At 45.8% G+C, this 22121-nt stretch carries 37 protein-coding genes; all 37 read right to left on the bottom strand.

Annotation, left to right across the window (positions count from 1 at the left end):
• Window positions 1-64: 64 nt before the first annotated feature.
• A complete protein-coding gene (gene rpsK / locus ACSR9A_RS00340) occupies window positions 65-460 on the bottom strand; it encodes a 30S ribosomal protein S11 (protein ID WP_046234250.1) in 396 nt (131 codons plus the stop codon).
• Between the two features lie 19 nt (window positions 461-479).
• Window positions 480-848, bottom strand: a complete 369-nt coding sequence (gene rpsM, locus ACSR9A_RS00335) for a 30S ribosomal protein S13 (RefSeq protein ID WP_341279774.1) — start codon at window positions 846-848, stop codon at window positions 480-482.
• A gap of 18 nt (window positions 849-866) precedes the next feature.
• A complete protein-coding gene (rpmJ, locus tag ACSR9A_RS00330) occupies window positions 867-980 on the bottom strand; it encodes a 50S ribosomal protein L36 (RefSeq protein WP_003333770.1) in 114 nt (37 codons plus the stop codon).
• A 44-nt stretch (window positions 981-1024) separates the two neighbouring features.
• Window positions 1025-1240, bottom strand: a complete 216-nt coding sequence (gene infA, locus ACSR9A_RS00325) for a translation initiation factor IF-1 (RefSeq protein ID WP_046234248.1) — start codon at window positions 1238-1240, stop codon at window positions 1025-1027.
• Window positions 1241-1243: 3 nt separating this feature from the next.
• The gene (locus ACSR9A_RS00320) at window positions 1244-1525 is read right to left on the bottom strand and encodes a KOW domain-containing RNA-binding protein (protein ID WP_046234247.1); all 282 of its coding nucleotides are present in this window, start codon (window positions 1523-1525) and stop codon (window positions 1244-1246) included.
• Between the two features lie 7 nt (window positions 1526-1532).
• A complete protein-coding gene (map, locus tag ACSR9A_RS00315) occupies window positions 1533-2294 on the bottom strand; it encodes a type I methionyl aminopeptidase (protein WP_473755041.1) in 762 nt (253 codons plus the stop codon).
• Window positions 2294-2944, bottom strand: coding sequence for an adenylate kinase (locus ACSR9A_RS00310; protein ID WP_473755040.1), 651 nt, complete (start codon window positions 2942-2944; stop codon window positions 2294-2296). The genes map and ACSR9A_RS00310 overlap by 1 nt, the downstream gene beginning before the upstream one ends.
• Window positions 2945-3030: 86 nt before the next feature.
• A complete protein-coding gene (secY, locus tag ACSR9A_RS00305; protein WP_341279777.1) occupies window positions 3031-4332 on the bottom strand; it encodes a preprotein translocase subunit SecY in 1302 nt (433 codons plus the stop codon).
• Window positions 4333-4773 carry a 50S ribosomal protein L15 gene (gene rplO, locus ACSR9A_RS00300; RefSeq protein ID WP_046234243.1) on the bottom strand — a complete coding sequence of 147 codons (441 nt, stop codon included), beginning with the start codon at window positions 4771-4773 and terminating at the stop codon, window positions 4333-4335.
• A gap of 44 nt (window positions 4774-4817) precedes the next feature.
• Window positions 4818-4997 carry a 50S ribosomal protein L30 gene (gene rpmD, locus ACSR9A_RS00295; protein WP_046234242.1) on the bottom strand — a complete coding sequence of 60 codons (180 nt, stop codon included), beginning with the start codon at window positions 4995-4997 and terminating at the stop codon, window positions 4818-4820.
• 13 nt (window positions 4998-5010) lie between these two features.
• Window positions 5011-5508 carry a 30S ribosomal protein S5 gene (gene rpsE / locus ACSR9A_RS00290; protein WP_046234241.1) on the bottom strand — a complete coding sequence of 166 codons (498 nt, stop codon included), beginning with the start codon at window positions 5506-5508 and terminating at the stop codon, window positions 5011-5013.
• Between the two features lie 30 nt (window positions 5509-5538).
• Window positions 5539-5907 (bottom strand): 50S ribosomal protein L18, encoded by a 369-nt coding sequence (gene rplR, locus ACSR9A_RS00285; RefSeq protein ID WP_473755039.1) that lies wholly within the window; start codon window positions 5905-5907, stop codon window positions 5539-5541.
• A 60-nt stretch (window positions 5908-5967) separates the two neighbouring features.
• Window positions 5968-6510 (bottom strand): 50S ribosomal protein L6, encoded by a 543-nt coding sequence (gene rplF, locus ACSR9A_RS00280; RefSeq protein WP_473755038.1) that lies wholly within the window; start codon window positions 6508-6510, stop codon window positions 5968-5970.
• A 31-nt stretch (window positions 6511-6541) separates the two neighbouring features.
• Window positions 6542-6940: a 30S ribosomal protein S8 gene (gene rpsH, locus ACSR9A_RS00275; RefSeq protein ID WP_338553282.1), complete on the bottom strand. Its 399-nt coding sequence runs from the start codon at window positions 6938-6940 to the stop codon at window positions 6542-6544.
• 31 nt (window positions 6941-6971) lie between these two features.
• Window positions 6972-7157 carry a type Z 30S ribosomal protein S14 gene (locus ACSR9A_RS00270; RefSeq protein ID WP_006037933.1) on the bottom strand — a complete coding sequence of 62 codons (186 nt, stop codon included), beginning with the start codon at window positions 7155-7157 and terminating at the stop codon, window positions 6972-6974.
• Window positions 7158-7183: 26 nt separating this feature from the next.
• Entirely contained in the window at window positions 7184-7726 is a 543-nt protein-coding gene (rplE, locus tag ACSR9A_RS00265; protein WP_046234237.1) for a 50S ribosomal protein L5, read from the bottom strand.
• Window positions 7727-7755: 29 nt separating this feature from the next.
• Window positions 7756-8109, bottom strand: coding sequence for a 50S ribosomal protein L24 (rplX, locus tag ACSR9A_RS00260; RefSeq protein ID WP_074905002.1), 354 nt, complete (start codon window positions 8107-8109; stop codon window positions 7756-7758).
• A gap of 58 nt (window positions 8110-8167) precedes the next feature.
• Window positions 8168-8536 carry a 50S ribosomal protein L14 gene (gene rplN, locus ACSR9A_RS00255; RefSeq protein WP_046234236.1) on the bottom strand — a complete coding sequence of 123 codons (369 nt, stop codon included), beginning with the start codon at window positions 8534-8536 and terminating at the stop codon, window positions 8168-8170.
• A 44-nt stretch (window positions 8537-8580) separates the two neighbouring features.
• Window positions 8581-8844: a 30S ribosomal protein S17 gene (gene rpsQ, locus ACSR9A_RS00250; RefSeq protein WP_341279781.1), complete on the bottom strand. Its 264-nt coding sequence runs from the start codon at window positions 8842-8844 to the stop codon at window positions 8581-8583.
• A 54-nt stretch (window positions 8845-8898) separates the two neighbouring features.
• Complete coding sequence (gene rpmC / locus ACSR9A_RS00245) at window positions 8899-9099, bottom strand: 50S ribosomal protein L29 (RefSeq protein WP_046234234.1); 201 nt, start codon at window positions 9097-9099, stop codon at window positions 8899-8901.
• Window positions 9089-9523: a 50S ribosomal protein L16 gene (rplP, locus tag ACSR9A_RS00240; protein ID WP_046234233.1), complete on the bottom strand. Its 435-nt coding sequence runs from the start codon at window positions 9521-9523 to the stop codon at window positions 9089-9091. The genes rpmC and rplP overlap by 11 nt, the downstream gene beginning before the upstream one ends.
• 2 nt (window positions 9524-9525) lie before the next feature.
• Window positions 9526-10188: a 30S ribosomal protein S3 gene (rpsC, locus tag ACSR9A_RS00235; RefSeq protein WP_046234232.1), complete on the bottom strand. Its 663-nt coding sequence runs from the start codon at window positions 10186-10188 to the stop codon at window positions 9526-9528.
• 13 nt (window positions 10189-10201) lie between these two features.
• The gene (gene rplV / locus ACSR9A_RS00230; RefSeq protein WP_046234231.1) at window positions 10202-10537 is read right to left on the bottom strand and encodes a 50S ribosomal protein L22; all 336 of its coding nucleotides are present in this window, start codon (window positions 10535-10537) and stop codon (window positions 10202-10204) included.
• A 42-nt stretch (window positions 10538-10579) separates the two neighbouring features.
• Window positions 10580-10858 (bottom strand): 30S ribosomal protein S19, encoded by a 279-nt coding sequence (gene rpsS, locus ACSR9A_RS00225; protein WP_338553285.1) that lies wholly within the window; start codon window positions 10856-10858, stop codon window positions 10580-10582.
• A gap of 64 nt (window positions 10859-10922) precedes the next feature.
• Window positions 10923-11753, bottom strand: coding sequence for a 50S ribosomal protein L2 (rplB, locus tag ACSR9A_RS00220; protein WP_341279782.1), 831 nt, complete (start codon window positions 11751-11753; stop codon window positions 10923-10925).
• 17 nt (window positions 11754-11770) lie between these two features.
• Window positions 11771-12064: a 50S ribosomal protein L23 gene (gene rplW, locus ACSR9A_RS00215; protein WP_046234228.1), complete on the bottom strand. Its 294-nt coding sequence runs from the start codon at window positions 12062-12064 to the stop codon at window positions 11771-11773.
• Window positions 12064-12687: a 50S ribosomal protein L4 gene (rplD, locus tag ACSR9A_RS00210; RefSeq protein ID WP_341279783.1), complete on the bottom strand. Its 624-nt coding sequence runs from the start codon at window positions 12685-12687 to the stop codon at window positions 12064-12066. The genes rplW and rplD overlap by 1 nt, the downstream gene beginning before the upstream one ends.
• A gap of 27 nt (window positions 12688-12714) precedes the next feature.
• Complete coding sequence (rplC, locus tag ACSR9A_RS00205) at window positions 12715-13338, bottom strand: 50S ribosomal protein L3 (protein ID WP_341279784.1); 624 nt, start codon at window positions 13336-13338, stop codon at window positions 12715-12717.
• A 46-nt stretch (window positions 13339-13384) separates the two neighbouring features.
• Window positions 13385-13693 (bottom strand): 30S ribosomal protein S10, encoded by a 309-nt coding sequence (rpsJ, locus tag ACSR9A_RS00200; protein ID WP_046234225.1) that lies wholly within the window; start codon window positions 13691-13693, stop codon window positions 13385-13387.
• A 484-nt stretch (window positions 13694-14177) separates the two neighbouring features.
• Entirely contained in the window at window positions 14178-14972 is a 795-nt protein-coding gene (locus ACSR9A_RS00195) for an ABC transporter ATP-binding protein (RefSeq protein WP_341279785.1), read from the bottom strand.
• Entirely contained in the window at window positions 14972-15889 is a 918-nt protein-coding gene (locus ACSR9A_RS00190; RefSeq protein WP_445933765.1) for an ABC transporter permease, read from the bottom strand. Before ACSR9A_RS00190 ends, ACSR9A_RS00195 begins: the two co-directional genes overlap by 1 nt.
• A 103-nt stretch (window positions 15890-15992) precedes the next feature.
• Window positions 15993-17054 carry an ABC transporter substrate-binding protein gene (locus tag ACSR9A_RS00185; protein WP_473755051.1) on the bottom strand — a complete coding sequence of 354 codons (1062 nt, stop codon included), beginning with the start codon at window positions 17052-17054 and terminating at the stop codon, window positions 15993-15995.
• A gap of 198 nt (window positions 17055-17252) precedes the next feature.
• Window positions 17253-18443, bottom strand: coding sequence for an elongation factor Tu (gene tuf, locus ACSR9A_RS00180; protein ID WP_046234221.1), 1191 nt, complete (start codon window positions 18441-18443; stop codon window positions 17253-17255).
• Between the two features lie 116 nt (window positions 18444-18559).
• The gene (fusA, locus tag ACSR9A_RS00175) at window positions 18560-20635 is read right to left on the bottom strand and encodes an elongation factor G (protein WP_473755037.1); all 2076 of its coding nucleotides are present in this window, start codon (window positions 20633-20635) and stop codon (window positions 18560-18562) included.
• Window positions 20636-20691: 56 nt separating this feature from the next.
• Window positions 20692-21162, bottom strand: a complete 471-nt coding sequence (gene rpsG / locus ACSR9A_RS00170; protein WP_046234219.1) for a 30S ribosomal protein S7 — start codon at window positions 21160-21162, stop codon at window positions 20692-20694.
• Between the two features lie 51 nt (window positions 21163-21213).
• Window positions 21214-21633 (bottom strand): 30S ribosomal protein S12, encoded by a 420-nt coding sequence (rpsL, locus tag ACSR9A_RS00165; protein ID WP_473755036.1) that lies wholly within the window; start codon window positions 21631-21633, stop codon window positions 21214-21216.
• A 157-nt stretch (window positions 21634-21790) separates the two neighbouring features.
• Window positions 21791-22021, bottom strand: a complete 231-nt coding sequence (locus ACSR9A_RS00160; protein ID WP_341279788.1) for a ribosomal L7Ae/L30e/S12e/Gadd45 family protein — start codon at window positions 22019-22021, stop codon at window positions 21791-21793.
• Window positions 22022-22121: the final 100 nt, after the last annotated feature.

Below are 22121 nucleotides of genomic sequence, written 5' to 3'. Positions count from 1 at the left end.
GTATGCCAAACCTTCACAACCATTATTCACAAGTTGCTGTCATTTGATACCACAGTGGATCTAACTATACGCGACGACGTTTTGGTGGACGGCATCCGTTATGAGGCACTGGAGTAACGTCTTTAATCAGGTTAACTTCTAGACCTGCTGCTTGAAGCGAACGAATAGCTGCTTCACGACCAGCGCCTGGACCTTTAACCATAACCTCAACGGTTTTCATGCCATGTTCCATTGCTGCTTTAGCTGCAGTTTCAGCTGCCATTTGAGCTGCGAAAGGTGTGCTTTTACGCGAACCTCTGAAACCCATGTTACCGGAGCTTGCCCAAGAGATTGCATTGCCGTGAGGGTCCGTAATTGTAACAATCGTGTTATTGAAAGTCGAGCGAATGTGAGCGACGCCAGACTCAATATTTTTCCGATCACGACGTTTTGTACGAACGACTTTTTTCGGTTTTGCCATTATCCTATTTCACCTCTTCTTATTTCTTTTTGTTAGCTACAGTCCGACGAGGACCTTTACGCGTACGCGCATTTGTTTTCGTGCGTTGACCGCGAACAGGCAAACCACGACGGTGACGAACACCACGGTAACATCCGATTTCAATCAGACGTTTGATGTTAAGCGAAATTTCACGACGCAGGTCGCCTTCCACTTTAACGGATTTGTCAATTGCTTCACGAATTTTCGCAAGCTCATCTTCTGTCAAATCACGAACACGAGTGTCCGCGTTAACGCCAGTTGTGCTCAGAATTTTTTGTGAAGTCACTTTGCCAACACCGAAAATGTATGTCAGAGCGATTTCGACGCGCTTATCACGCGGCAAGTCTACACCAGCTATACGTGCCATAGGCCGTTATCCCTCCTTCTATCCTTGTTTTTGTTTGTGTTTCGGATTTTCACAAATCACCATAACGTTGCCTTTGCGACGAATGACTTTGCATTTTTCGCAAATCGGCTTAACCGAAGGTCTAACCTTCATTGTGATTACCTCCCGAATCTTTCGCTCGCAAACCGCAATGCGGCCTACTTACGATAGGTGATGCGCCCTTTTGTTAAATCATAAGGCGATAACTGTATAACCACCTTGTCTCCCGTCAGAATACGAATAAAGTGCATTCTGAGCTTACCGGAAACATGTGCGAGAATTTGATGACCGTTCTCCAGCTCCACCTTGAATGTGGCATTCGGCAACGGTTCGATCACCGTACCTTCGACCTCAATGATGTCTTCCTTAGCCAACCGTCATTCTCCTTTCGCATGTGCAAACTTCTGTATAACATAACGTAACTTGGTATTGGTCACCCTGCCTGATTCAAGCAAGCTGTTTACAACTTCGCTGCTTATAACAGGCTGTAACTCGAGATGCAGAACGTTCTTCTTCTTCGGCGAGTCAAAGCGCCGCTTATCGCCATCTACAATCATAACGAAACGTTCGTCAATGATGGATATGACGACCGCATAGCTGTCTTCATCCTTGCCCCGAAGCACTTTGACAATTTGGCCTACCTGCGGGAATTTATCCATCTCTGGCTCATTCCGCCTGTGGCTTCGAAAGCGTCAAAATTTCAAAACCATTCTCCGTTACGGCAACCGTATGCTCAAAATGAGCACACATCGAGCCGTCTTCCGTTACGACCGTCCAATTGTCTTCAAGCGTGCGGACATATCGTTCACCGATGTTCACCATAGGTTCGATGCAAAGCACCATTCCTGGCTCAAGCTTCGGTCCGCGACCTGGCAGGCCATAGTTCGGAATTTGTGGTTCCTCATGAAGCTTAGCTCCAATTCCATGACCAACAAACTCACGTACAACCGAGAAGCCAGCCGCTTCGACAACTTGCTGAACAGCATGGGATATCGTAAATAGCTTCTCATTCGGACGGATGAGATTCACGGCCGCATAAAGCGACTGTTCCGCTACATCCAGCAGCCTCTGTATTTCAGGCGTTACTGCGCCGACCGCGTAGGTCCATGCAGAGTCGCCATGATAGCCATTGTACTGCGCCCCGATATCAATACTAATAATATCGCCTTCGTTCAACTTCCGAGGTCCTGGAAAACCATGTACCAGCTCGTCATTTACAGAAGCGCAAATGCTGGCGGGAAAACCATTGTAACCTTTAAAAGAAGGCACGGCTCCTTGACTGCGAATGTAGTCTTCAGCTAGTTGATCAAGCTCAATGGTAGTAATACCCGGCTTCACCGACCTCGCCATCAACCGATGTGCATCCGCAACAATTCTGCCAGCTTCTCTCATATAGCGCAGCTCCGATTCGGATTTGCGTATAATCATTACAACGAACCTCGCAAGATGGAAGTAATGTCGGCTGTTACCGCATTAATTTCCTTCTCGCCATCGACTTCGCGAAGAAGACCTTTATCACTGTAATAATCAAGAAGTGGAGCAGTTTTGGAAATGTACTCATCAAGACGCGTTCCAACCTTCTCCTCCGTATCATCCGAACGCTGATACAATTCGCCGCCGTCTTTATCGCAGACGCCTTCTTGCTTCGGCGGATTGAACAGAATGTGATACGTCGTTCCGCATGTTTTGCAAATGCGTCTTCCAGTTAGGCGTGCCATGAGAAATCCACGATCAACCTTTAAATTAACGACATGGCTAATGCCTCGGTCAAGTTCCTTGAGCATGCCATCAAGCGCTTCGGCTTGTTGCAATGTCCGAGGAAAACCGTCCAGCAAAAACCCTTTATTACAATCGTCTAATGCAAGACGTTCTTTTACGATACCGTTCGTAATCTCATCGGGTACAAGCAGTCCTTTATCGACATACTCTTTCGCTTTGAGACCGAGCGCAGTGCCTTCTTTCATAGCAAGGCGGAATGCATCGCCTGTCGAGATGTGTGGTACACCAAACTCGGAAACGATTCGTTCAGCTTGCGTTCCTTTACCGGCTCCCGGAGGGCCCATGAATAAAATGTTCATTCGTGTTCCTCACTTTAAACACAATAGGCTCATGCGGGTCCGTACCATCGAAAGCGACGTCACGGAAGCCCGAACAGAACCTATTGTTATTTATTGATAAACCCTTTGTAATGGCGTTTGATCAACTGAGTTTCGATTTGCTTCATCGTATCAAGCGCAACGCCAATAACGATCAGAAGCGAAGTTCCGCCAAGTTGCACCGTACGCGGCAATCCTGCAAGTGATCCAAAGAGCACTGGCATTATCGAGATAACCGCTAGGAAAAGCGCGCCCGTCAATGTAATACGCGACATAACGCGAGTCAGATAAGAAGAAGTTGGCTTACCCGGGCGAATACCTGGGATATAACCACCATTCTTTTTCATTTGATCCGCCATTTGTACCGGATTAATTTGAACGAAGGTATAGAAGAAAGTGAATCCGATAATCAACAGTACATACAAGACCATACCAAGCGGTTTGTCATAATACATATTATTGATAATCCAGTTAGCCCATACCGATCCATTCCAGAACTGAGCAATCGTAACCGGGAACATCAGAAGCGACACCGCGAAAATAACCGGAATAACACCTGCTCCGTTTACTTTCATTGGGATATGCGTCGATTGTCCGCCGTACATTTTTCTGCCCACTACACGTTTAGCGTATTGAACCGGAATTTTACGAATCCCTTGCTGAACAAAGATTACTCCGACGATGATGGCAATGATCACAATTAGGATCAGAACCATTTTACCAATATTCCAGAACAAAGCAGCTTCTTGACCAATAAATTGATCTTGCCAAATTGTACGGATGTGGCCTGGGATACCGGCAGCGATACCTGCAAAGATCAGGATCGAAATACCGTTACCAATACCACGCTCAGTAATTTGCTCGCCTAGCCACATCAAGAAAGCAGTACCTGCAGTCAAGATGATAGCAACAACCAAATAATCAACGAAGGTCGCACCAGGAATCATCTCATTGCCGTACTGGCGATTGAAGCCGATTGCTGTTGCGAAACCCTGGACCAAACCAAGAATAACCGTGCCGTAACGTGTAATTTGCGCGAGCTTACGTTTGCCGTTCTCGCCTTCCTTCGCCCACTCTGCGAATTTAGGTATAACATCCATCGACAACAGCTGCACGATAATCGAAGCTGTAATATATGGCATAATCCCAATTGCAAAGATAGAGAATTTGAAAAGCGCTCCACCAGAAAACGTGTTAAGCAAGCCGAACAAATCTGCACCTGCGCGATCAACTTGTTTAAACACTTCTTTATTGATGCCCGGCACCGGAATGAAAGAACCAATCCGGTAGATGAGCAGGATGAAAAGCGTAAATAGAATGCGCGAGCGCAAATCCGCAACTTTCCAAATATTGGACACGGTTTTGAACAATTAGATCACCTCGGTTTTACCGCCGGCAGCCTGGATTTTCTCTACCGCAGATTGAGAGAACTTGCTTGCTTTTACAGTCAGTTGGACGTTGATTTCACCGTTACCCAAAATCTTAATGCCCGCTAGTGGATTTTTTACAATCCCTTGCTCAAGAAGAACTTCTGGAGTGACTTCGGTGCCTGCTGCAAAGCTGTTAAGCTCTTCAATGTTGATTATGGCATACTCTTTACGGAAACGGTTGTTAAATCCGCGTTTCGGTACACGACGGTACAATGGGTTTTGACCACCCTCGAAACCAGGACGAACACCGCCGCCGGAGCGAGCATTTTGACCTTTGTGACCACGTCCAGCTGTTTTACCGTTACCGGTACCAATACCGCGACCTTTACGTTTTGGCGTTTGCTTGGAACCTGGTGCTGGTGCGAGTTCATGCAATTTCATCGTTCTTGCACCTCCTTGTTTATTTCTTGGTATGAATGACTATCTTATACTTCTTCGACTTTAACCAAGTGGCTAACATGTTTAACCATGCCGCGAATAGCTACAGTATCGTTCAACTCAACGGTTTGACGGATTTTACGAAGTCCCAGCGATGCTACAGTAGCACGCTGTTTCTCGTTACGGCCGATCAAACTGCGAACGAGGGTGATTTGCAATTTTGCCATCGTATACCCCTCCTTAACCTAACAGCTCTTCGACAGTTTTACCACGAAGCTTCGCAACATCTTCAGCACGTTTCAAACGTGAAAGACCTTCGAGCGTTGCGTTAACCATGTTCATGGAGTTCGAAGAACCGAGGGATTTCGTCAAAATATCGCCAACGCCAGCAAGTTCAAGAACTGCACGAACTGGGCCACCAGCGATAACACCTGTACCTTCGGATGCCGGCTTCAGGAGAACTTCTCCAGCGCCGAAATGTCCTAGCACAAGGTGAGGAATTGTTGTACCAACGATTGGAACATGAATCAGGTTTTTCTTAGCATCTTCGATACCTTTGCGGATTGCATCAGGTACTTCGCCTGCTTTACCGATTCCTGCGCCAACATAGCCGTTGCCGTCGCCAACTACTACCAATGCACTAAAGCTGAAGCGGCGTCCGCCTTTAACAACTTTGGCAACACGGTTGATGTTGACAACTTTTTCAGTAAGTTCTAACGTATTCGGATCTATACGCAAGTCGTTTAACCTCCTTATAAGTAAAGTCGATTAGAATTCCAGACCAGCTTCGCGAGCTGCATCAGCAAGCGCCTGAATTCTTCCGTGATACAAGTAACCACCGCGATCAAAAACTACTTGGTTTACACCTTTCGCTTTAGCGCGTTGTGCAAGCAATTCGCCAACTTTACGTGCAGCTTCGACGCTGCCGCCGTTGCCGATTGCTTCAGTCAGCTCTTTGTCTTGTGTAGAAGCAGCAGCAAGTGTTACTCCTTGTACATCATCGATCAATTGAGCATACATATGCTTAGCGGAACGAAACACAGACAGACGTGGGCGTGCAACCGTTCCATTGATTTTTTTACGAACACGCAAGTGTCTTTTCAGACGTGCCTTGTTTTTATCGCCTTTCGTAATCATTCAAGGTTCACTCCTTTCCAATTCCTCATACCGCTATGTTAAGCAGCCATGTCGGACTGCTTATTTCTTCTTACCAGCTTTACCTTCTTTGCGAATAATGCGCTCGCCTTCGTACTTGATACCTTTACCTTTATACGGCTCAGGCTCACGTACAGAACGGATTTTGGCAGCAAATGCGCCAACGAGTTCTTTATCGATTCCGCGAACAGTAATTTTCGTGTTTGCTGGAACGTCGAACTCGATTCCGCCTTCAGGAGCGATTTCCACTGGGTGAGAGTAACCAACGTTAAGAACGATTTTCTCACCATTTTTGCTTGCACGATAACCTACGCCAACGAGTTCAAGATTTTTCGAGAATCCGTCAGTAACTCCGCTCACCATGTTAGCGATGATGCTGCGAGTAGTACCGTGCAAAGAGCGATGCAATTTATTGTCAGAAGGACGTTCAATGACGATTTCAGTTTCACTCACATTGACTTTCATATCTTTGTGAAATTCACGGGAAAGCGTTCCTTTAGGTCCTTTAACAGTAATATTAGTGTTTTCCAAGTTGATTGTTACGCCGTTAGGCACTTGGATTGGCTTGCGACCAATACGGGACATCGTTACACCTCCAATCTTTGTGACTTGTTAATTACCAAACGTAGCAGACGACTTCGCCGCCAGCTTTGCCTTGACGTGCTTCTTTATCAGTCATAATCCCTTTGGACGTGGAAATAATAGCAATTCCCAGACCGCCCAGTACACGAGGGATCTCATTAGATTTTGTATAAACGCGAAGTCCTGGTTTAGAAATACGTTTCAGACCAGTGATTACACGCTCTTGGCTCGGGCCGTATTTCAAGAAAATACGGATAATCCCTTGCTTGTTATCCTCGATATATTCAGCATCGCGGATGAAACCCTCACGCTTCAGAATTTCAGCGATTTCCTTCTTCACTTTCGAAGCGGGCATTTCAACGGTTTCATGACGAACAAGGTTCGCATTGCGAATGCGTGTCAGCATATCTGCAATCGGATCAGACATAACCATTTGTGTTAACCTCCTTCCCGAACTAGGCTTATTACCAGCTTGCTTTCTTAACGCCAGGGATCTGGCCTTTGTATGCTAACTCACGGAAACAAATCCGGCAAACTTTAAACTTTTGCAAAACAGAGTGCGGACGGCCACAACGTTCACAGCGCGTGTACGCACGCACTTTAAATTTCGGTGTACGCTGTTGCTTCACTTTCATCGAAGTTTTTGCCACTGGGTATTACACCTCCTAAAAGTGGATTACTTCGCAAACGGCATACCCAATTGGGTGAGCAATTCGCGAGATTCTTCGTCCGTTTTTGCCGTCGTCACGATGACGATATCCATACCACGAACTTTATCAACTTTATCGTATTCAATCTCCGGGAAGATCAATTGCTCTTTCAAACCCAGTGTGTAGTTACCGCGACCGTCAAATGCTTTTGAAGATACGCCGCGGAAGTCACGAACACGTGGGAGGGAGATGTTGAACAGCTTATCCAGGAAGTAATACATACGCTCGCCGCGCAGTGTTACTTTAACCCCGATTGGCATGTTCTCACGAAGTTTGAAGCCGGCAATGGACTTCTTCGCGCGAGTTACAACCGGTTTTTGACCGGCGATTTGACGAAGCTCATCAACAGCAACATCAAGTACTTTCGAGTTAGCAACAGCTTCGCCGACACCCATATTGATGACGACTTTCTCGATTTTAGGCACTTGCATAACTGTTGTATAGTTAAACTTCTGCATCAGAGCAGGAGTGATCTCGTTAAGAAAACGATCCTTCATTCTTGCAGCCATGATTCATGGTCCTCCTTCCTACAGTAACGTTAGTCGATTACTTCGCCGGAACGTTTTGCGATCCGAACTTTTTTGCCGTTATCAAGCACTTTATATCCAATGCGAGTTACTTTACCGCTCTTCGGATCAATGTGCATCACGTTCGATACGTGGATCGGCGCTTCTTGCTCGATGATACCGCCCTGCGGGTTAGCCTGCGATGGACGAGTATGCTTTTTAACCATATTGACGCCTTCTACAAGTACGCGGTTTTCACGCGGATATGCAGCGATTACACGGCCTTTTTTGCCTTTATCCTTACCGGAAATGACGATGACCGTATCATCTTTTTTAACGTGCAATTTATTGTTATGCGATTCAAGAATTTTTTTCAATCTTGGCATGAGTTACACCTCCTGCATGCTTGATGATCAAGCTATTGCAATCCCTTGGGGACTTTTATTAGATAACTTCTGGTGCAAGCGATACGATTTTCATGAAATCTTTATCGCGCAGCTCACGAGCAACTGGTCCAAAAATACGAGTACCACGTGGGCTCTTGTCTTCCTTAACGATTACAGCTGCATTTTCGTCAAATGCGATGTAGGAACCGTCTTTACGACGAACCGTACGCTTTGTACGAACGATAACTGCTTTAACAACATCACCTTTTTTGACAACGCCGCCTGGTGTTGCTTGTTTAACGGAACAAACGATTAAATCGCCGATAGCCGCTACGCGACGACCAGTTCCACCAAGTACACGGATACACATCAGTTCTTTAGCTCCTGAGTTGTCAGCGACACGCAAACGGGAAAATGGTTGAATCATGTCAACGTCCTCCTTTCGGACAAAACTAGATTACATTTTCAAACTTAAAGGACAATCGCTACTTCAACAATCTCCACGAGTCTGAAGCGTTTGTCTTTCGAAAGCGGACGAGTTTCCATAATTTTTACAACATCACCGATTTTAGCAGTGTTGTTCTCATCATGGGCTTTGAACTTTTTCGTGGATTTGATACGTTTATGGTACAGGCTGTGTTTTTTATATGTTTCAATAGCAACAACAACTGTTTTATCCATTTTGTCACTCACCACTTTACCGACTAACACTTTGCGGGCATTACGTTCGCTCATGTTCTTCCTCCTTCCTTAAACCTTGGCAATTTTTCCTTAGTTAAGGACTACTATTTAGCTGCTGATTCCGAGTTCTCTTTCACGCAAGATGGTTTTAGCACGAGCAATTTCTCTCCGTACGTCACGAATCCGTGTCGGATTGTCCAGTTGGCCAGTAGCCAATTGGAAACGAAGGTTAAATAGCTCCTCTTTAAAACCATTTACCTTTTGTTCGATCTCAGCAGAGGTTAGGTTACGAAATTCACTAGCCTTCATTTGCTTCACCACCTACTTCTTCGCGTTTCACGAACTTCGTTTTAACAGGCAGTTTGTGTGACGCAAGACGCATTGCTTCGCGAGCAACCTCTTCAGGCACTCCAGCAAGCTCAAACATAATTTTGCCTGGCTTAACGACAGCAACCCATTTCTCAACGTTACCTTTACCGCTACCCATACGAACCTCGAGAGGCTTTTGAGTGATTGGCTTAGCAGGGAAAATCTTGATCCATACTTTACCACCACGTTTGATGTAACGAGTCATAGCAATACGAGCCGATTCGATTTGACGGTTCGTAATCCATGACGGCTCAAGCGCTTGAAGACCGTATTCTCCGAAAGAAACTTCAGTACCGCCTTTAGCGCGACCTTTCATATGTCCGCGTTGTTGCTTGCGGTGTTTGACACGTTTAGGTACCAACATGATTAGTTGCCTCCTTCCTGGGGAGCTTTCTTCTTAACCGGAAGGACTTCGCCACGGTAGATCCAAACTTTTACACCGATACGACCATAAGTCGTATGCGCTTCAGCTGTACCATAATCGATATCAGCACGAAGGGTATGAAGTGGAACTGTACCTTCGCTATAGCCTTCTGAACGAGCAATTTCAGCACCACCGAGACGTCCGCTAACAGCGGTTTTGATCCCTTTAGCGCCAGCACGCATCGAACGTTGGATCGCTTGTTTCAAAGCACGACGGAAAGAAACACGACGCTCCAGCTGTTGTGCGATACTTTCTGCTACAAGAATAGCATCCATATCTGCTTGTTTAATTTCAGAAATATTGATGTGAACTTTTTTGCCTTTAGTGATTTTACCAAGCTCCGTGCGCAGGTTCTCCACTTCGGAACCGCCTTTACCGATAACCATACCCGGCTTAGCAGTTTGAATCGTCACGTTAACACGGTTAGCCGCGCGCTCGATTTCGATATGGGATACTGCCGCATCCTTAAGTTTGTTCTTTAGGTATTCACGAATTTTTACGTCTTCAATCAGAAGATCGCCGAAGTCTTTGCCTGCGTACCATTTGGATTCCCAATCACGGATAATCCCAACACGAAGACCGACCGGATTTACCTTTTGACCCACACGTTATCCCTCCTTATTTCTCAGATACCACCAAAGTGATGTGGCTGGTTCTTTTGTTGATTTTGCTTGCACGTCCCATTGCACGTGGGCGGAAACGTTTCATAGTTGGACCTTGGTTAACGAAAGCCTGGGAAATAACCAGCTTGTTAACGTCCAATTGATAGTTATGCTCAGCGTTAGCAATAGCAGAGTTCAGCAGCTTCTCCAAAATCGGGGAAGCAGATTTAGGCGTGTGACGCAGAATCGCGATTGCCTCGCCAACTTTCTTGCCGCGAATCAAATCCGCAACGAGTTGAGCTTTACGAGGAGCAATACGTACGAATCTCAAATGCGCTTTAGCTTCAGACATGTGTGAACCTCCTTTCAATCGATAAAGATCTTATAGGCAAAATTATCTTCTGCCCGTTTTCTTATCGTCATCATGACCTTTGTACGTACGAGTTGGTGCAAACTCACCGAGCTTGTGTCCAACCATATCTTCCGTTACCCATACTGGTACGTGCTTGCGGCCGTCATAAACGCCGAAAGTGTGGCCAATAAATTGCGGGAAAATTGTCGAGCGGCGGGACCAAGTTTTGATCACGACTTTTTTGTTTGATTCATTCAAATCCTCGACTTTTTTGAGCAGGTAGCCGTCAACAAACGGTCCTTTTTTCAAACTGCGACCCATGTGGAGTCCTCCCTTCGCGGAACATAACGTGACTCTATGTCACGCAGCTTCATTTAAGCAGTTATTACTTCGTACGACGACGAATAATATATTGGCTCGAAGCTTTTTTCTTCTTGCGGGTTTTGAAACCAAGTGTTGGTTTGCCCCAAGGAGACATTGGCGATTTACGACCGATAGGAGCGCGACCTTCACCACCACCGTGTGGGTGATCGTTAGGGTTCATTACAACGCCGCGGACTTCTGGACGTCTGTTCATCCAACGGGAACGGCCGGCTTTACCGATTTTCACGAGTTCGTGATCTTCGTTACCAACAGAACCGATTGTTGCACGGCAAGTTCTCAGAATGCGACGAACTTCACCGGAAGAAAGACGGATCGAAACGTAAACTTCTTCTTTACCAAGAAGCTGAGCTTCAGTACCAGCAGCACGAACCAATTGTCCGCCTTTACCTGGTTGCAATTCAATGTTGTGGATAACCGAACCAACAGGAATGTTACCAAGTGGAAGAGTGTTACCTACTTTAATATCAGCAGTAGGACCGGACATTACTTGATCTCCAACTTTAAGACCTTTTGGAGCGATAATGTAGGCTTTCTCACCATCAGCGTAGTGGATCAGAGCAATGTTGGAAGTACGGTTCGGATCGTATTCGATCGTTGCCACTTTACCAGCAATTCCATCCTTAAGACGCTTGAAGTCGATAATCCGATATTTACGTTTGTGTCCGCCGCCTTGATGACGAACCGTAATTTTACCTTGGTTGTTACGACCAGCTTTTTTGAAAAGTGGTGCTAGTAACGATTTCTCCGGTGTGTCTGTTGTGATCTCTTCGAAAGTCGAGACCGACATACCACGACGTGCAGGAGAGGTCGGTTTATACTTTTTAATTGGCACTTGAATTTCCTCCTTTTCTAAACAGACGTTTCAAAGAACTCAAGTTCTTTGCTATCATCGCTCAGTTGAACGATTGCTTTTTTCCATTCGGATCTATAACCGCTATATTTACCATAGCGTTTAGGTTTACCAGCCACACGCATTGTGTTAACGCTAGTAACCTTAACTTTGAAAATTTGCTCAATAGCGTTTTTGATTTCCGTTTTGTTAGAGCGAAGATCAACTTCGAACACGTAACGTTTGGAAACCATGTATTCGCTAGTACGTTCTGTAATAACAGGACGTTTAATAATATCGCGAGGGTTTTTCATTACGCAAACACCTCCTGTACTTTCTCAACAGCATCTTTAGTGATGATGAGCTTGTCATATACAAGTACATCCAGAACATTAATGCCGTCAGCTGCAACGAATTTCACACCTGGGATGTTACGAGCAGACAATGCTACATTGTCATCATAGCTAGGCAAAACAACAAGCGCTTTACGAGCCACTTTCAGATTGTTCAGAATCGCTACGAATTCTTTCGTCTTAGGAGCCGAGAACGACAATTGATCAAGAACGATAATTTCGTTAGCGATCACCTTCGAAGATAGAGCCGATTTGATTGCCAAACGACGAACTTTCTTAGGAAGCTTGAATCCGTAAGAGCGTGGAGTCGGTCCAAATACTGTACCGCCGCCAACCCATTGCGGGGAGCGAATGCTACCTTGACGAGCACGGCCAGTTCCTTTTTGTTTCCAAGGCTTACGACCGCCACCACGTACTTCAGAGCGTCCTTTAGTTTTGTGAGTTCCTGCACGCTCAGCAGCTTGCTGAAGCGTAACAGCGCTGTGTAGAACGTGTTTGTTAGGCTCGATACCGAATACGCTATCTGCCAATTCCACTTCGCCTACTTGCGAACCGCTCACATTGTATAATGTTACTTTAGGCATTTATTGTTCCTCCTTTCTTCTAAGAATTTATTTCTTAACGGTAAGTTTAACTTTCACAAAACCGTTTTTAGGACCTGGTATAGAACCTTTAACTAGCAACACGTTACGCTCAGCGTCTACGCGGATAACTTCAAGCTTTTGGATCGTGATAGCTTCAGTACCCATGTGACCTGGAAGGCGTTTGCCTTTCGGTACGCGGTTCGCTTGAATCGAACCCATGGAACCTGGACCACGGTGGTAACGGGAACCGTGAGACATAGGACCCGTGCTTTGTCCCCAACGTTTAATAACGCCGGCAAAGCCTTTACCTTTAGAAATACCTGTTACGTCAACGAATTCGCCTTCTGCGAAAAGGTCAGCTTTAACCACTTGACCTACTTCGTAGTCACCCAATTGAATGCCGCGAATTTCACGAACGTAGCGCTTAGGAGTAGCTCCCGCTTTTTTAGCGTGGCCAATTTCCGGCTTAATAGTTCTGCTTTCTTTCTTGTCGGCATAGCCGAGTTGAACAGCTTCGTAACCATCAGTTTCCTGGTCTTTCTTCTGCAAAACGACACATGGTCCAGCTTCGATAACCGTAACCGGAATTACGTTACCTTCAGCAGTAAACACTTGAGTCATTCCAAGTTTTTTACCTAAGATACCTTTCATGTTGACACCTCATTTCCCTTCTATATCACATATACTGGTGTTGCTTTTACAGTTTGATTTCGATATCTACACCGGATGGTAAATCCAGGCGCATCAACGCATCAACCGTTTGCGGCGTAGGGTTAACAATGTCGATCAAGCGTTTATGTGTACGCATTTCGAATTGTTCCCTGGAATCCTTGTACTTGTGCACCGCACGGAGAATGGTGATGATTTGCTTTTCCGTTGGAAGCGGAATCGGCCCGGAAACACTCGCTCCGGAACGTTTTGCAGTTTCCACAATTTTCTCTGCGGATTGATCAAGAATCCTATGATCGTACGCTTTCAAGCGAATACGAATCTTTTGCTTTGCCATATAAGTCCCTCCTTCTATCGCCCAATTTATTATCGGACATACTCCATGAGAAAACCCGGCACATGCCCCATGGCAAAGGGGCCGGGTGTGTCGGCAACCTCTCACATCATCGCAACGTCACAGACCAACAGACATTATTATAACGAAATGAATAGGCAAATGCAAGCAGAACTTTGCTTTCATGCTAATTTCAATTAAATTAGCGGCCATTCATCCTTTTATGAAGGAATATAGAGCCTCTGATGCTATTAGCTTAGACATTTTGCCAGCCCCATAAACAAAAAGATTGCAGTACCTTCTATATATAATAGAAGAAACGCATCCGAACACCTTCATCTGATGGCAGCAAACCGCTAAAACAGCAGAAGATCGCACTTCTGTCAGTACATTGGCAAGCTTTCACCCATGACCCGACAGAAAAGCGATCTTCTATGCTTTATTAATCATGTATTGCTCCGATCAAACATCCACCCTATGCCTGTTGCTAGCCTAGCACAATCCGATCGTCGGCCAGTTTCTTGCCGCTAATTTGCTCGAATTCGTTGAGCAGCTGCGCTACAGTCAGATCCTTCTTGCGCTGCTCGTTAACATCAAGAATGATTCGGCCCTTGTCCATCATAATAAGCCGGTTGCCTAGACGGATTGCCTGCTCCATATTATGCGTCACCATCAGCGTCGTCAGCTTCATTTCGTGTACAAGCGAATCCGTGAGCGCTGTAATCAGCTCTGCGCGAGCAGGATCAAGCGCGGCCGTGTGCTCATCAAGCAGCAATATTTGAGGCTTTGTAAAGGTCGCCATCAGGAGGCTAAGCGCTTGCCGCTCTCCACCTGATAGAAGGCCAACCTTTGCGCCCAGGCGGTTCTCAAGCCCAATGCCGAGCCTTGAAAGCTGCTCCTTGAAAAAAGCGCGCTTGGCCGGCGTCACTCCTAGCATGAGCCCACGCGGCTTGCCTCTTTTATAAGCCATCGCCAGATTTTCCTCAATCGTCATGCGCGGCGCTGTGCCCGCCATTGGATCTTGAAATACTCTGCCGATCCATTTGCTGCGTTTATACTCGGGAAGCAGTGTCATTTTATCCCCAGCAATTTCAACATCGCCGGCATCTGGGCGCATGACACCCGATATAATATTCATCAAAGTAGACTTGCCTGCTCCATTACTTCCAATGACCGTAACAAAATCGCCCGGCTTCAGATGAAGATTAATGTTAATTAAAGCTGTCTTTTCATCAACAGTTCCTGGATTAAAAAGCTTGGACACCTTTGAAATATTCAGCATCACTGCCCACCTCCACGTTGTACAGGATCAGTAAGCAGCTCCGCCGAGCGTTTGCGGGCCATTTTTTTCTGCTTAAACGATTTCTGAATGGTTGGAACAACAAGGGCAACAATAACGATTACCGCAGTAATCAGCTTTAAGTCAGAAGCTTTGAGCCACTCGACCCGGTAGGCAATCGTAATAATGATTCGATACACAATGGAACCAAGAACGACAGCCAGCGTGGCCCAAAAAACTTTACGAGCTCCAAAAATAGCCTCGCCAATAATAACGGAAGCCAAACCGACGACGATAACGCCGATCCCCATGGAAATATCAGCAGCAGTGGACTGCTGTGCGAATAAACCGCCTGATAAAGCAACGAGCGCGTTGGAGAGGGATATACCGATGATTTTAGTAGTTTCCGTGTTGGAGCCAAAGCTTCGAATCATCCGCTCATTATCTCCCGTTGCGCGCAGGCTTAGCCCTAAATCGGTATGCAGAAATAAATCGAGGAGCAGCTTGGTCACAATAACAACGATAACGACAATAACAAGTACGTTGCTAGTCGTAAAAATCGTATCCATGCCATATACGGACACATTAGGCTTGCCCATGATCCGCAGATTAATGGAATAAAGGGCTATCATCATAATAATGCCGGATAGCAGGCCATTTATTTTACCTTTTGTATGCAAAAGCCCGGTAATGGCTCCCGCCACTGCACCGCCAGCAAAAGCAGCAATAGTAGCTACCCAGGGTGATGCACCATTCGTAATCAAAATCATAGCAATGCCGCCACCCGTAGTGAAGCTGCCTTCTACAGTCAAATCCGGAAAATCTAATATACGATACGTAATGTAGACGCCAAGCGCCATCAAAGCATAAATTAAACCAAGCTCAATTGCACCAGGCATCGATTTCAATAAACTAAGCAATTGGGAACCTCCTCATGGCAAACGGGGGAATTGTAAACGGCTACTGCCGTCTAATGGCGACAATAGCCGTTACATTGTAAAAAAATGCCCGTTAAGTTACAAACTATTCAATAATGTTGGAAGCAGCATCCTTGACTTGGTTTTTCATCTCATCGGTTACGTTAATGCCTTGTTCCTTAGCTGCCTTCATGTTCAAAATAAGATCCAGCTTGTCCGGCACGGTTACTTTCATTTCGCCCGGCTTTTTGCCATTTTTCAAGATATCCACAGCCATTTGGCCTACTTGGTAACCATGGTCATAATATTTGAAGCCAATTGTTGCAAAAGCGCCGCGCTCAACCGTATCACGGTCACTCGCAAAAAACGGAAGATCATTATCATTAGCTGTTTTAATTAGTGTATCCAGACTACTCACTACTGAATTATCCAAAGTAATATACAGTGCGTCTACTTTACCCACAAGGGAAGCAACTGCTTGCTGTACTTCTGATGTGTTGCTCACAGCTGCACGAACAAGCTTAATGTCATGCTTAGCAAGCGCTTCTTCTGCAATTTTTGCCATGACAACTGCATTAGGCTCACCTTCATTAATAACAAGGCCAACATTTTTCACTTTCGGGAAATTAGCAGCTACAAAATCCATTAGCTCTGTAATCGCTGAAGGATTTGTATCGGACGCTCCAGACACAAGACCGCCTGGGGCATCAAGATTTGTAACAAGCTTCGAATCAATTGGATCGGTAACCGCTGCAAAAAGTACAGGACGATCAGTCACTTCTTTCACTAGCGCTTGTGCTGATGGTGTAGCAATACCTAACGCCAAATCACTTTTATCGGCCGCGATCTTTTGAGCCAGCGTTTGGTTGTTCGCTTGATCTGCTTGCGCCGTATTAAAATCAATGGTCAAATTCTGACCTTCAACCAAGCCCGCATCCTTCAAGGCCGCTATAAATCCTTCTCTCGTAGCGTCTAGCGACGGATGCTCTACATATTGTGAAATCGAAATTTTATAATTTTCTTTCGCTCCACTGTCTGTTGCTTCAGCAGAACTGCTTGGTGCAGTTGAAGCCTGCTCCCCTGTATTACCCGATCCTTTATTGCCCCCACATGCCGAAATGACCAAAACGAGTACTAGCATTAATCCTACCCACATATTTTTCTTCATCATCTCTAAAATCCTCCCCTACATAATAAGCTGCATTTGTCTAAGTTCCCATAAGGTTTCCTTCTATTGCAGCTGTATACATCTTATCTCATATTAAAGGTGATACAGCAGCGCCGTCAATGACTTGTCCATGGAAAATAAAAAACCTCTCACCGAGGTGAGAGGTTCAAGTCGTGCGCGGCTTAAAGCCGCACGCGATTATTTTTGAATAGTTGCTACAGCGCCAGCGCCTACAGTACGGCCGCCTTCACGGATGGAGAAACGAGTTCCCTCTTCAACCGCGATTGGAGCGATAAGCTCAACAGTAACTGTGATGTTGTCGCCAGGCATAACCATTTCAGTACCTTCTGGAAGGTTGATGATACCAGTAACGTCAGTTGTACGGAAGTAGAACTGTGGACGGTATCCAGTGAAGAAAGGCTTGTGACGGCCACCCTCTTCTTTAGTCAGAACGTAGATTTGTGCAGTGAAGTTAGTGTGTGGTTTAACCGAACCCGGTTTAGCCAATACTTGTCCACGCTCAATATCTTTACGGTCTACACCACGAAGCAATGCGCCAACGTTGTCGCCTGCTTGAGCGGAATCAAGCAATTTACGGAACATTTCAACGCCAGTTACAACGGATTTGCGGGACTCTTCAGCAAGACCGATAATTTCGATCTCGTCGCCTACTTTGATAACGCCACGCTCAACACGGCCAGTTGCTACTGTACCACGGCCAGTGATTGTGAAAACGTCCTCGACAGGCATAAGGAAAGGTTTCGCAACATCGCGCTCAGGAGTTGGGATGTAAGTATCAACTTGCTCGAAGAGCTCGATGATTTTGTCAGCCCAAGGACCTTCTGGGTTTTGCAGAGCTTCACGAGCAGCACCGCGGATGATTGGAGTGTCGTCGCCTGGGAACTCATACTCGGAAAGAAGGTCGCGAACTTCCATCTCAACCAGTTCAAGAAGCTCTTCGTCTTCAACCATGTCGCATTTGTTCAGGAATACAACGATGTAAGGAACGCCAACTTGCTTGGACAGCAAGATGTGCTCACGAGTTTGTGGCATAGGACCATCAGCTGCGGAAACTACTAGGATTGCTCCGTCCATTTGTGCAGCACCAGTGATCATGTTTTTTACATAGTCGGCGTGACCTGGGCAGTCAACGTGAGCGTAGTGACGAGCTGGCGTCTCATACTCAACGTGAGCTGTCGAGATCGTGATACCGCGCTCGCGCTCTTCTGGAGCTTTATCGATTTGGTCAAAAGCAATAGCAGCACCGCCGTATTTTTTGGAAAGTACAGTAGTGATTGCTGCAGTCAGAGTCGTTTTACCGTGATCGACGTGACCAATAGTACCGATATTAACGTGCGGTTTGTTACGTTCAAATTTAGCTTTTCCCATTGAACTTAATCCTCCTCAATATTTAAAAGGTTTTATATGGTGGCTGAGCACTTGCTTGCTTAGCAAGCTGTAATGCCAACCGGAGTAAAAAAGACCAGCCTAGACAAAGGCAAAAATTATTCGCCTTTGTGTTTAGCAATAATCTCTTCAGAAATCGATTTAGGAACTTCTTCATAGTGAGAAAGCTCCATCGAGAATACGCCGCGTCCTTGTGTACCGGAACGAAGTGTTGTGGAATAACCGAACATCTCGGAGAGAGGCACCTTAGCACGGATAATTTGCGCACCTGCGCGAGTATCCATACCTTCAATACGACCACGACGGGAGTTCAACATACCCATAACATCGCCCATGTACTCTTCAGGAACAGTAACTTCAACTTTCATGATTGGCTCAAGCAGAACTGGCTTACATTTTTCTTTGGCAGCTTTAAGCGCCATCGAACCTGCAATTTTAAACGCCATCTCCGAGGAGTCAACATCATGATAAGATCCGTCGAAAACAATCGCTTTAACATCAACGAGCGGGAAGCCAGCGATAACGCCGTTCTTCATCGACTCTTCGATACCAGCTTGGATTGGAGCGATAAATTCACGAGGAATCGATCCACCCACAACCTTGTTCTCGAACACGAAACCGTCACCCGGCTCTTGTGGAACGAATTCAACCCAGCAATGGCCATATTGACCTTTACCACCGGATTGACGAACGAATTTACCTTCGACTTTTGCAGCTTGACGGAACGTCTCACGATAAGCAACTTGAGGCTTACCAACGTTTGTCTCAACCTTAAATTCACGAAGCATACGGTCAACTAGAATCTCAAGGTGAAGCTCACCCATACCAGAGATAATTGTTTGGTTTGTTTCTTCATCCGTATGCGCACGGAAAGTAGGATCTTCTTCCGCAAGCTTGGAAATCGCGATACCGAGTTTGTCTTGGTCAGCTTTCGTTTTTGGTTCGATAGCTACCGAGATAACTGGATCAGGGAAATTCATAGATTCAAGAATAATCGGGTTTTTCTCATCGCAAAGCGTATCGCCTGTAATGGTATCTTTCAAACCAACTGCAGCAGCGATATCTCCAGAGTAAACCTCGGAAATTTCTTGACGGCTGTTCGCATGCATTTGCAGAATCCGACCAATACGCTCACGTTTGTTCTTTGTACCATTCAGAACATACGAACCTGATTTTAGGACGCCGGAATACACACGGAAGAACGTCAATTTACCAACATAAGGGTCCGTCATGATTTTGAATGCCAGAGCCGAGAACGGTTCTGAATCTGAAGATTGACGAATTTCCTCAGTACCGTCATCAAGAGTACCTTTGATAGCTGGTACATCAAGTGGCGATGGAAGGTAGTCAACAACAGCATCCAACATCATTTGAACGCCTTTATTGCGGTACGAGGAGCCAACGATAACTGGGAAGATTTTAACTTCACAAACGCCTTTACGAAGCGCTGCTTTAATTTCTGGAATTGTAATTTCTTCGCCTTCCAGATATTTCATCGTCAAATCTTCGTCCAGTTCGGCAACTTTCTCGATCAATTCCGTACGGAGTTCTTCGACTTGGTCGGCATACTCAGCAGGAATTTCGATTTTCTCAGGGTCTTTTCCGAGATCATCTTTGTATTTGTATGCTACGCGTTCAACGATATCGATAACGCCGACAAAATCACTCTCAGCGCCAATCGGAATTTGAATCGCAACAGCATTTGCTTGTAGACGTAAACGCATATCCTTGATAACATTCAAGAAATCCGCGCCGATAATGTCCATTTTGTTGATATAAGCAATCCGTGGAACACCGTAACGGTCAGCTTGACGCCATACGGTTTCGGACTGAGGCTCAACGCCTTCTTTTGCACTGAAAACGCCAACTGCCCCGTCCAATACGCGGAGGGAACGTTCAACTTCTACTGTGAAGTCAACGTGTCCCGGGGTATCGATGATATTGATGCGGTGACCATCCCATTGAGCAGTCGTCGCGGCAGACGTAATCGTAATACCGCGCTCTTGCTCTTGTTCCATCCAGTCCATCGTAGCGGCGCCTTCATGCACCTCTCCGATTTTGTGAGTCCGGCCTGTGTAGAACAAGATACGCTCAGTTGTAGTAGTTTTACCCGCATCGATATGCGCCATAATCCCGATATTCCGTGTATTTTTCAAGGAGAACTCTCTAGCCATGAACTGGTCTCCTCTCATTAAATGAGATTATTTGTTGATTCAGCGTTAGCCGAATCCTACCAACGGTAGTGAGCAAACGCTCTGTTTGCTTCTGCCATTTTGTGTGTATCTTCGCGCTTCTTAACGGATGCGCCAGTGTTATTGGAAGCATCAGTAATTTCAGCAGCCAAACGCTCTACCATCGTTTTCTCACCGCGGTTACGTGAGTAGTTCACGAGCCAACGGAGACCAAGCGATGTACGGCGCTCAGGTTTAACTTCGATCGGCACTTGATAGTTGGCACCGCCGACACGGCGTGCTTTAACCTCAAGTACTGGCATGATATTTTTCAAAGCTGCTTCGAACACTTCCATCGGATCTTTACCCGTGCGTTCTTGGATCAGTTTGAAGGCATCGTACAACAGCGTTTGTGCTGTTCCGCGTTTACCGTCGATCATAATGCGGTTGATGAGTCTCGTTACCAGTTTGCTATTGTAAACCGGATCCGGAAGCACATCACGTTTTGTTACAGGACCTTTGCGTGGCATGAGAAAGTCCCCCTTTCCTGAATGATAATTTCATTAGTGGTAAAGCAATTATTATTTCTTAACTTTAGGACGTTTAGCACCGTATTTCGAACGAGATTGGTTACGGTTGTTAACTCCCGCTGTATCCAAAGCGCCGCGAACGATATGGTAACGTACACCTGGAAGGTCTTTTACCCGTCCGCCACGGATCAATACTACACTGTGCTCTTGCAGGTTATGTCCGATACCCGGAATGTAAGCTGTAACCTCTACGCGGTTAGTCAAACGTACACGCGCGTATTTACGAAGTGCAGAGTTCGGTTTTTTCGGAGTCATTGTACCTACACGAGTGCACACACCGCGTTTTTGCGGAGCACTGATGTTTGTAGCTTCACGTTTCAAGGCGTTGAAACCTTTTTGCAAAGCTGGCGATTTCGATTTTACGACTTTAGCTTGGCGTCCTTTACGGACTAGCTGGTTAATTGTTGGCATGTTGCCACCCCCTTCCGTTATTCATGTCATTTAATATGGTAGACATTACACCTAATTTTAAAGCCCACAGATCCAGGTGGTTCATAAAAGAACAAATAAAAATTCTTACCAGTCCATCATCAGGTTGAAGTTGCACCAGCAAAAATGCTTTTTTCCTTTATTCATCATCGGTTACGAGCGCTGCCATAGCAGCTCCGACATCAATTCCGCAGGTTTTCCCAAGGTCTTGCATCGTTTCTACCCATTTGACCGGGATACTCGACCGCTCACACAAATGAAGTACCTTCTCTTTCATTCGTGGATCTGCATCTTGAGCAATGTAGACTTCGATTGCTTTATCTTGCTCAAGCATCTTCGTCGTCTGTTTCGCGCCAACTTTAAACTGCATGGAATCACCTATCCTTTAGCGGTAGAAGATCACACAATTAGGCACACTTCGATATAGTATCACCTGTACACCTAGAGTGTCAAGTGGCTTTATCAGAAAA

Source organism: Paenibacillus sp. R-74696 (assembly GCF_055814915.1).
The sequence above is the reverse complement of the archived record's forward strand: the minus strand, read 5'-3'. Positions and strand labels throughout refer to the sequence as shown.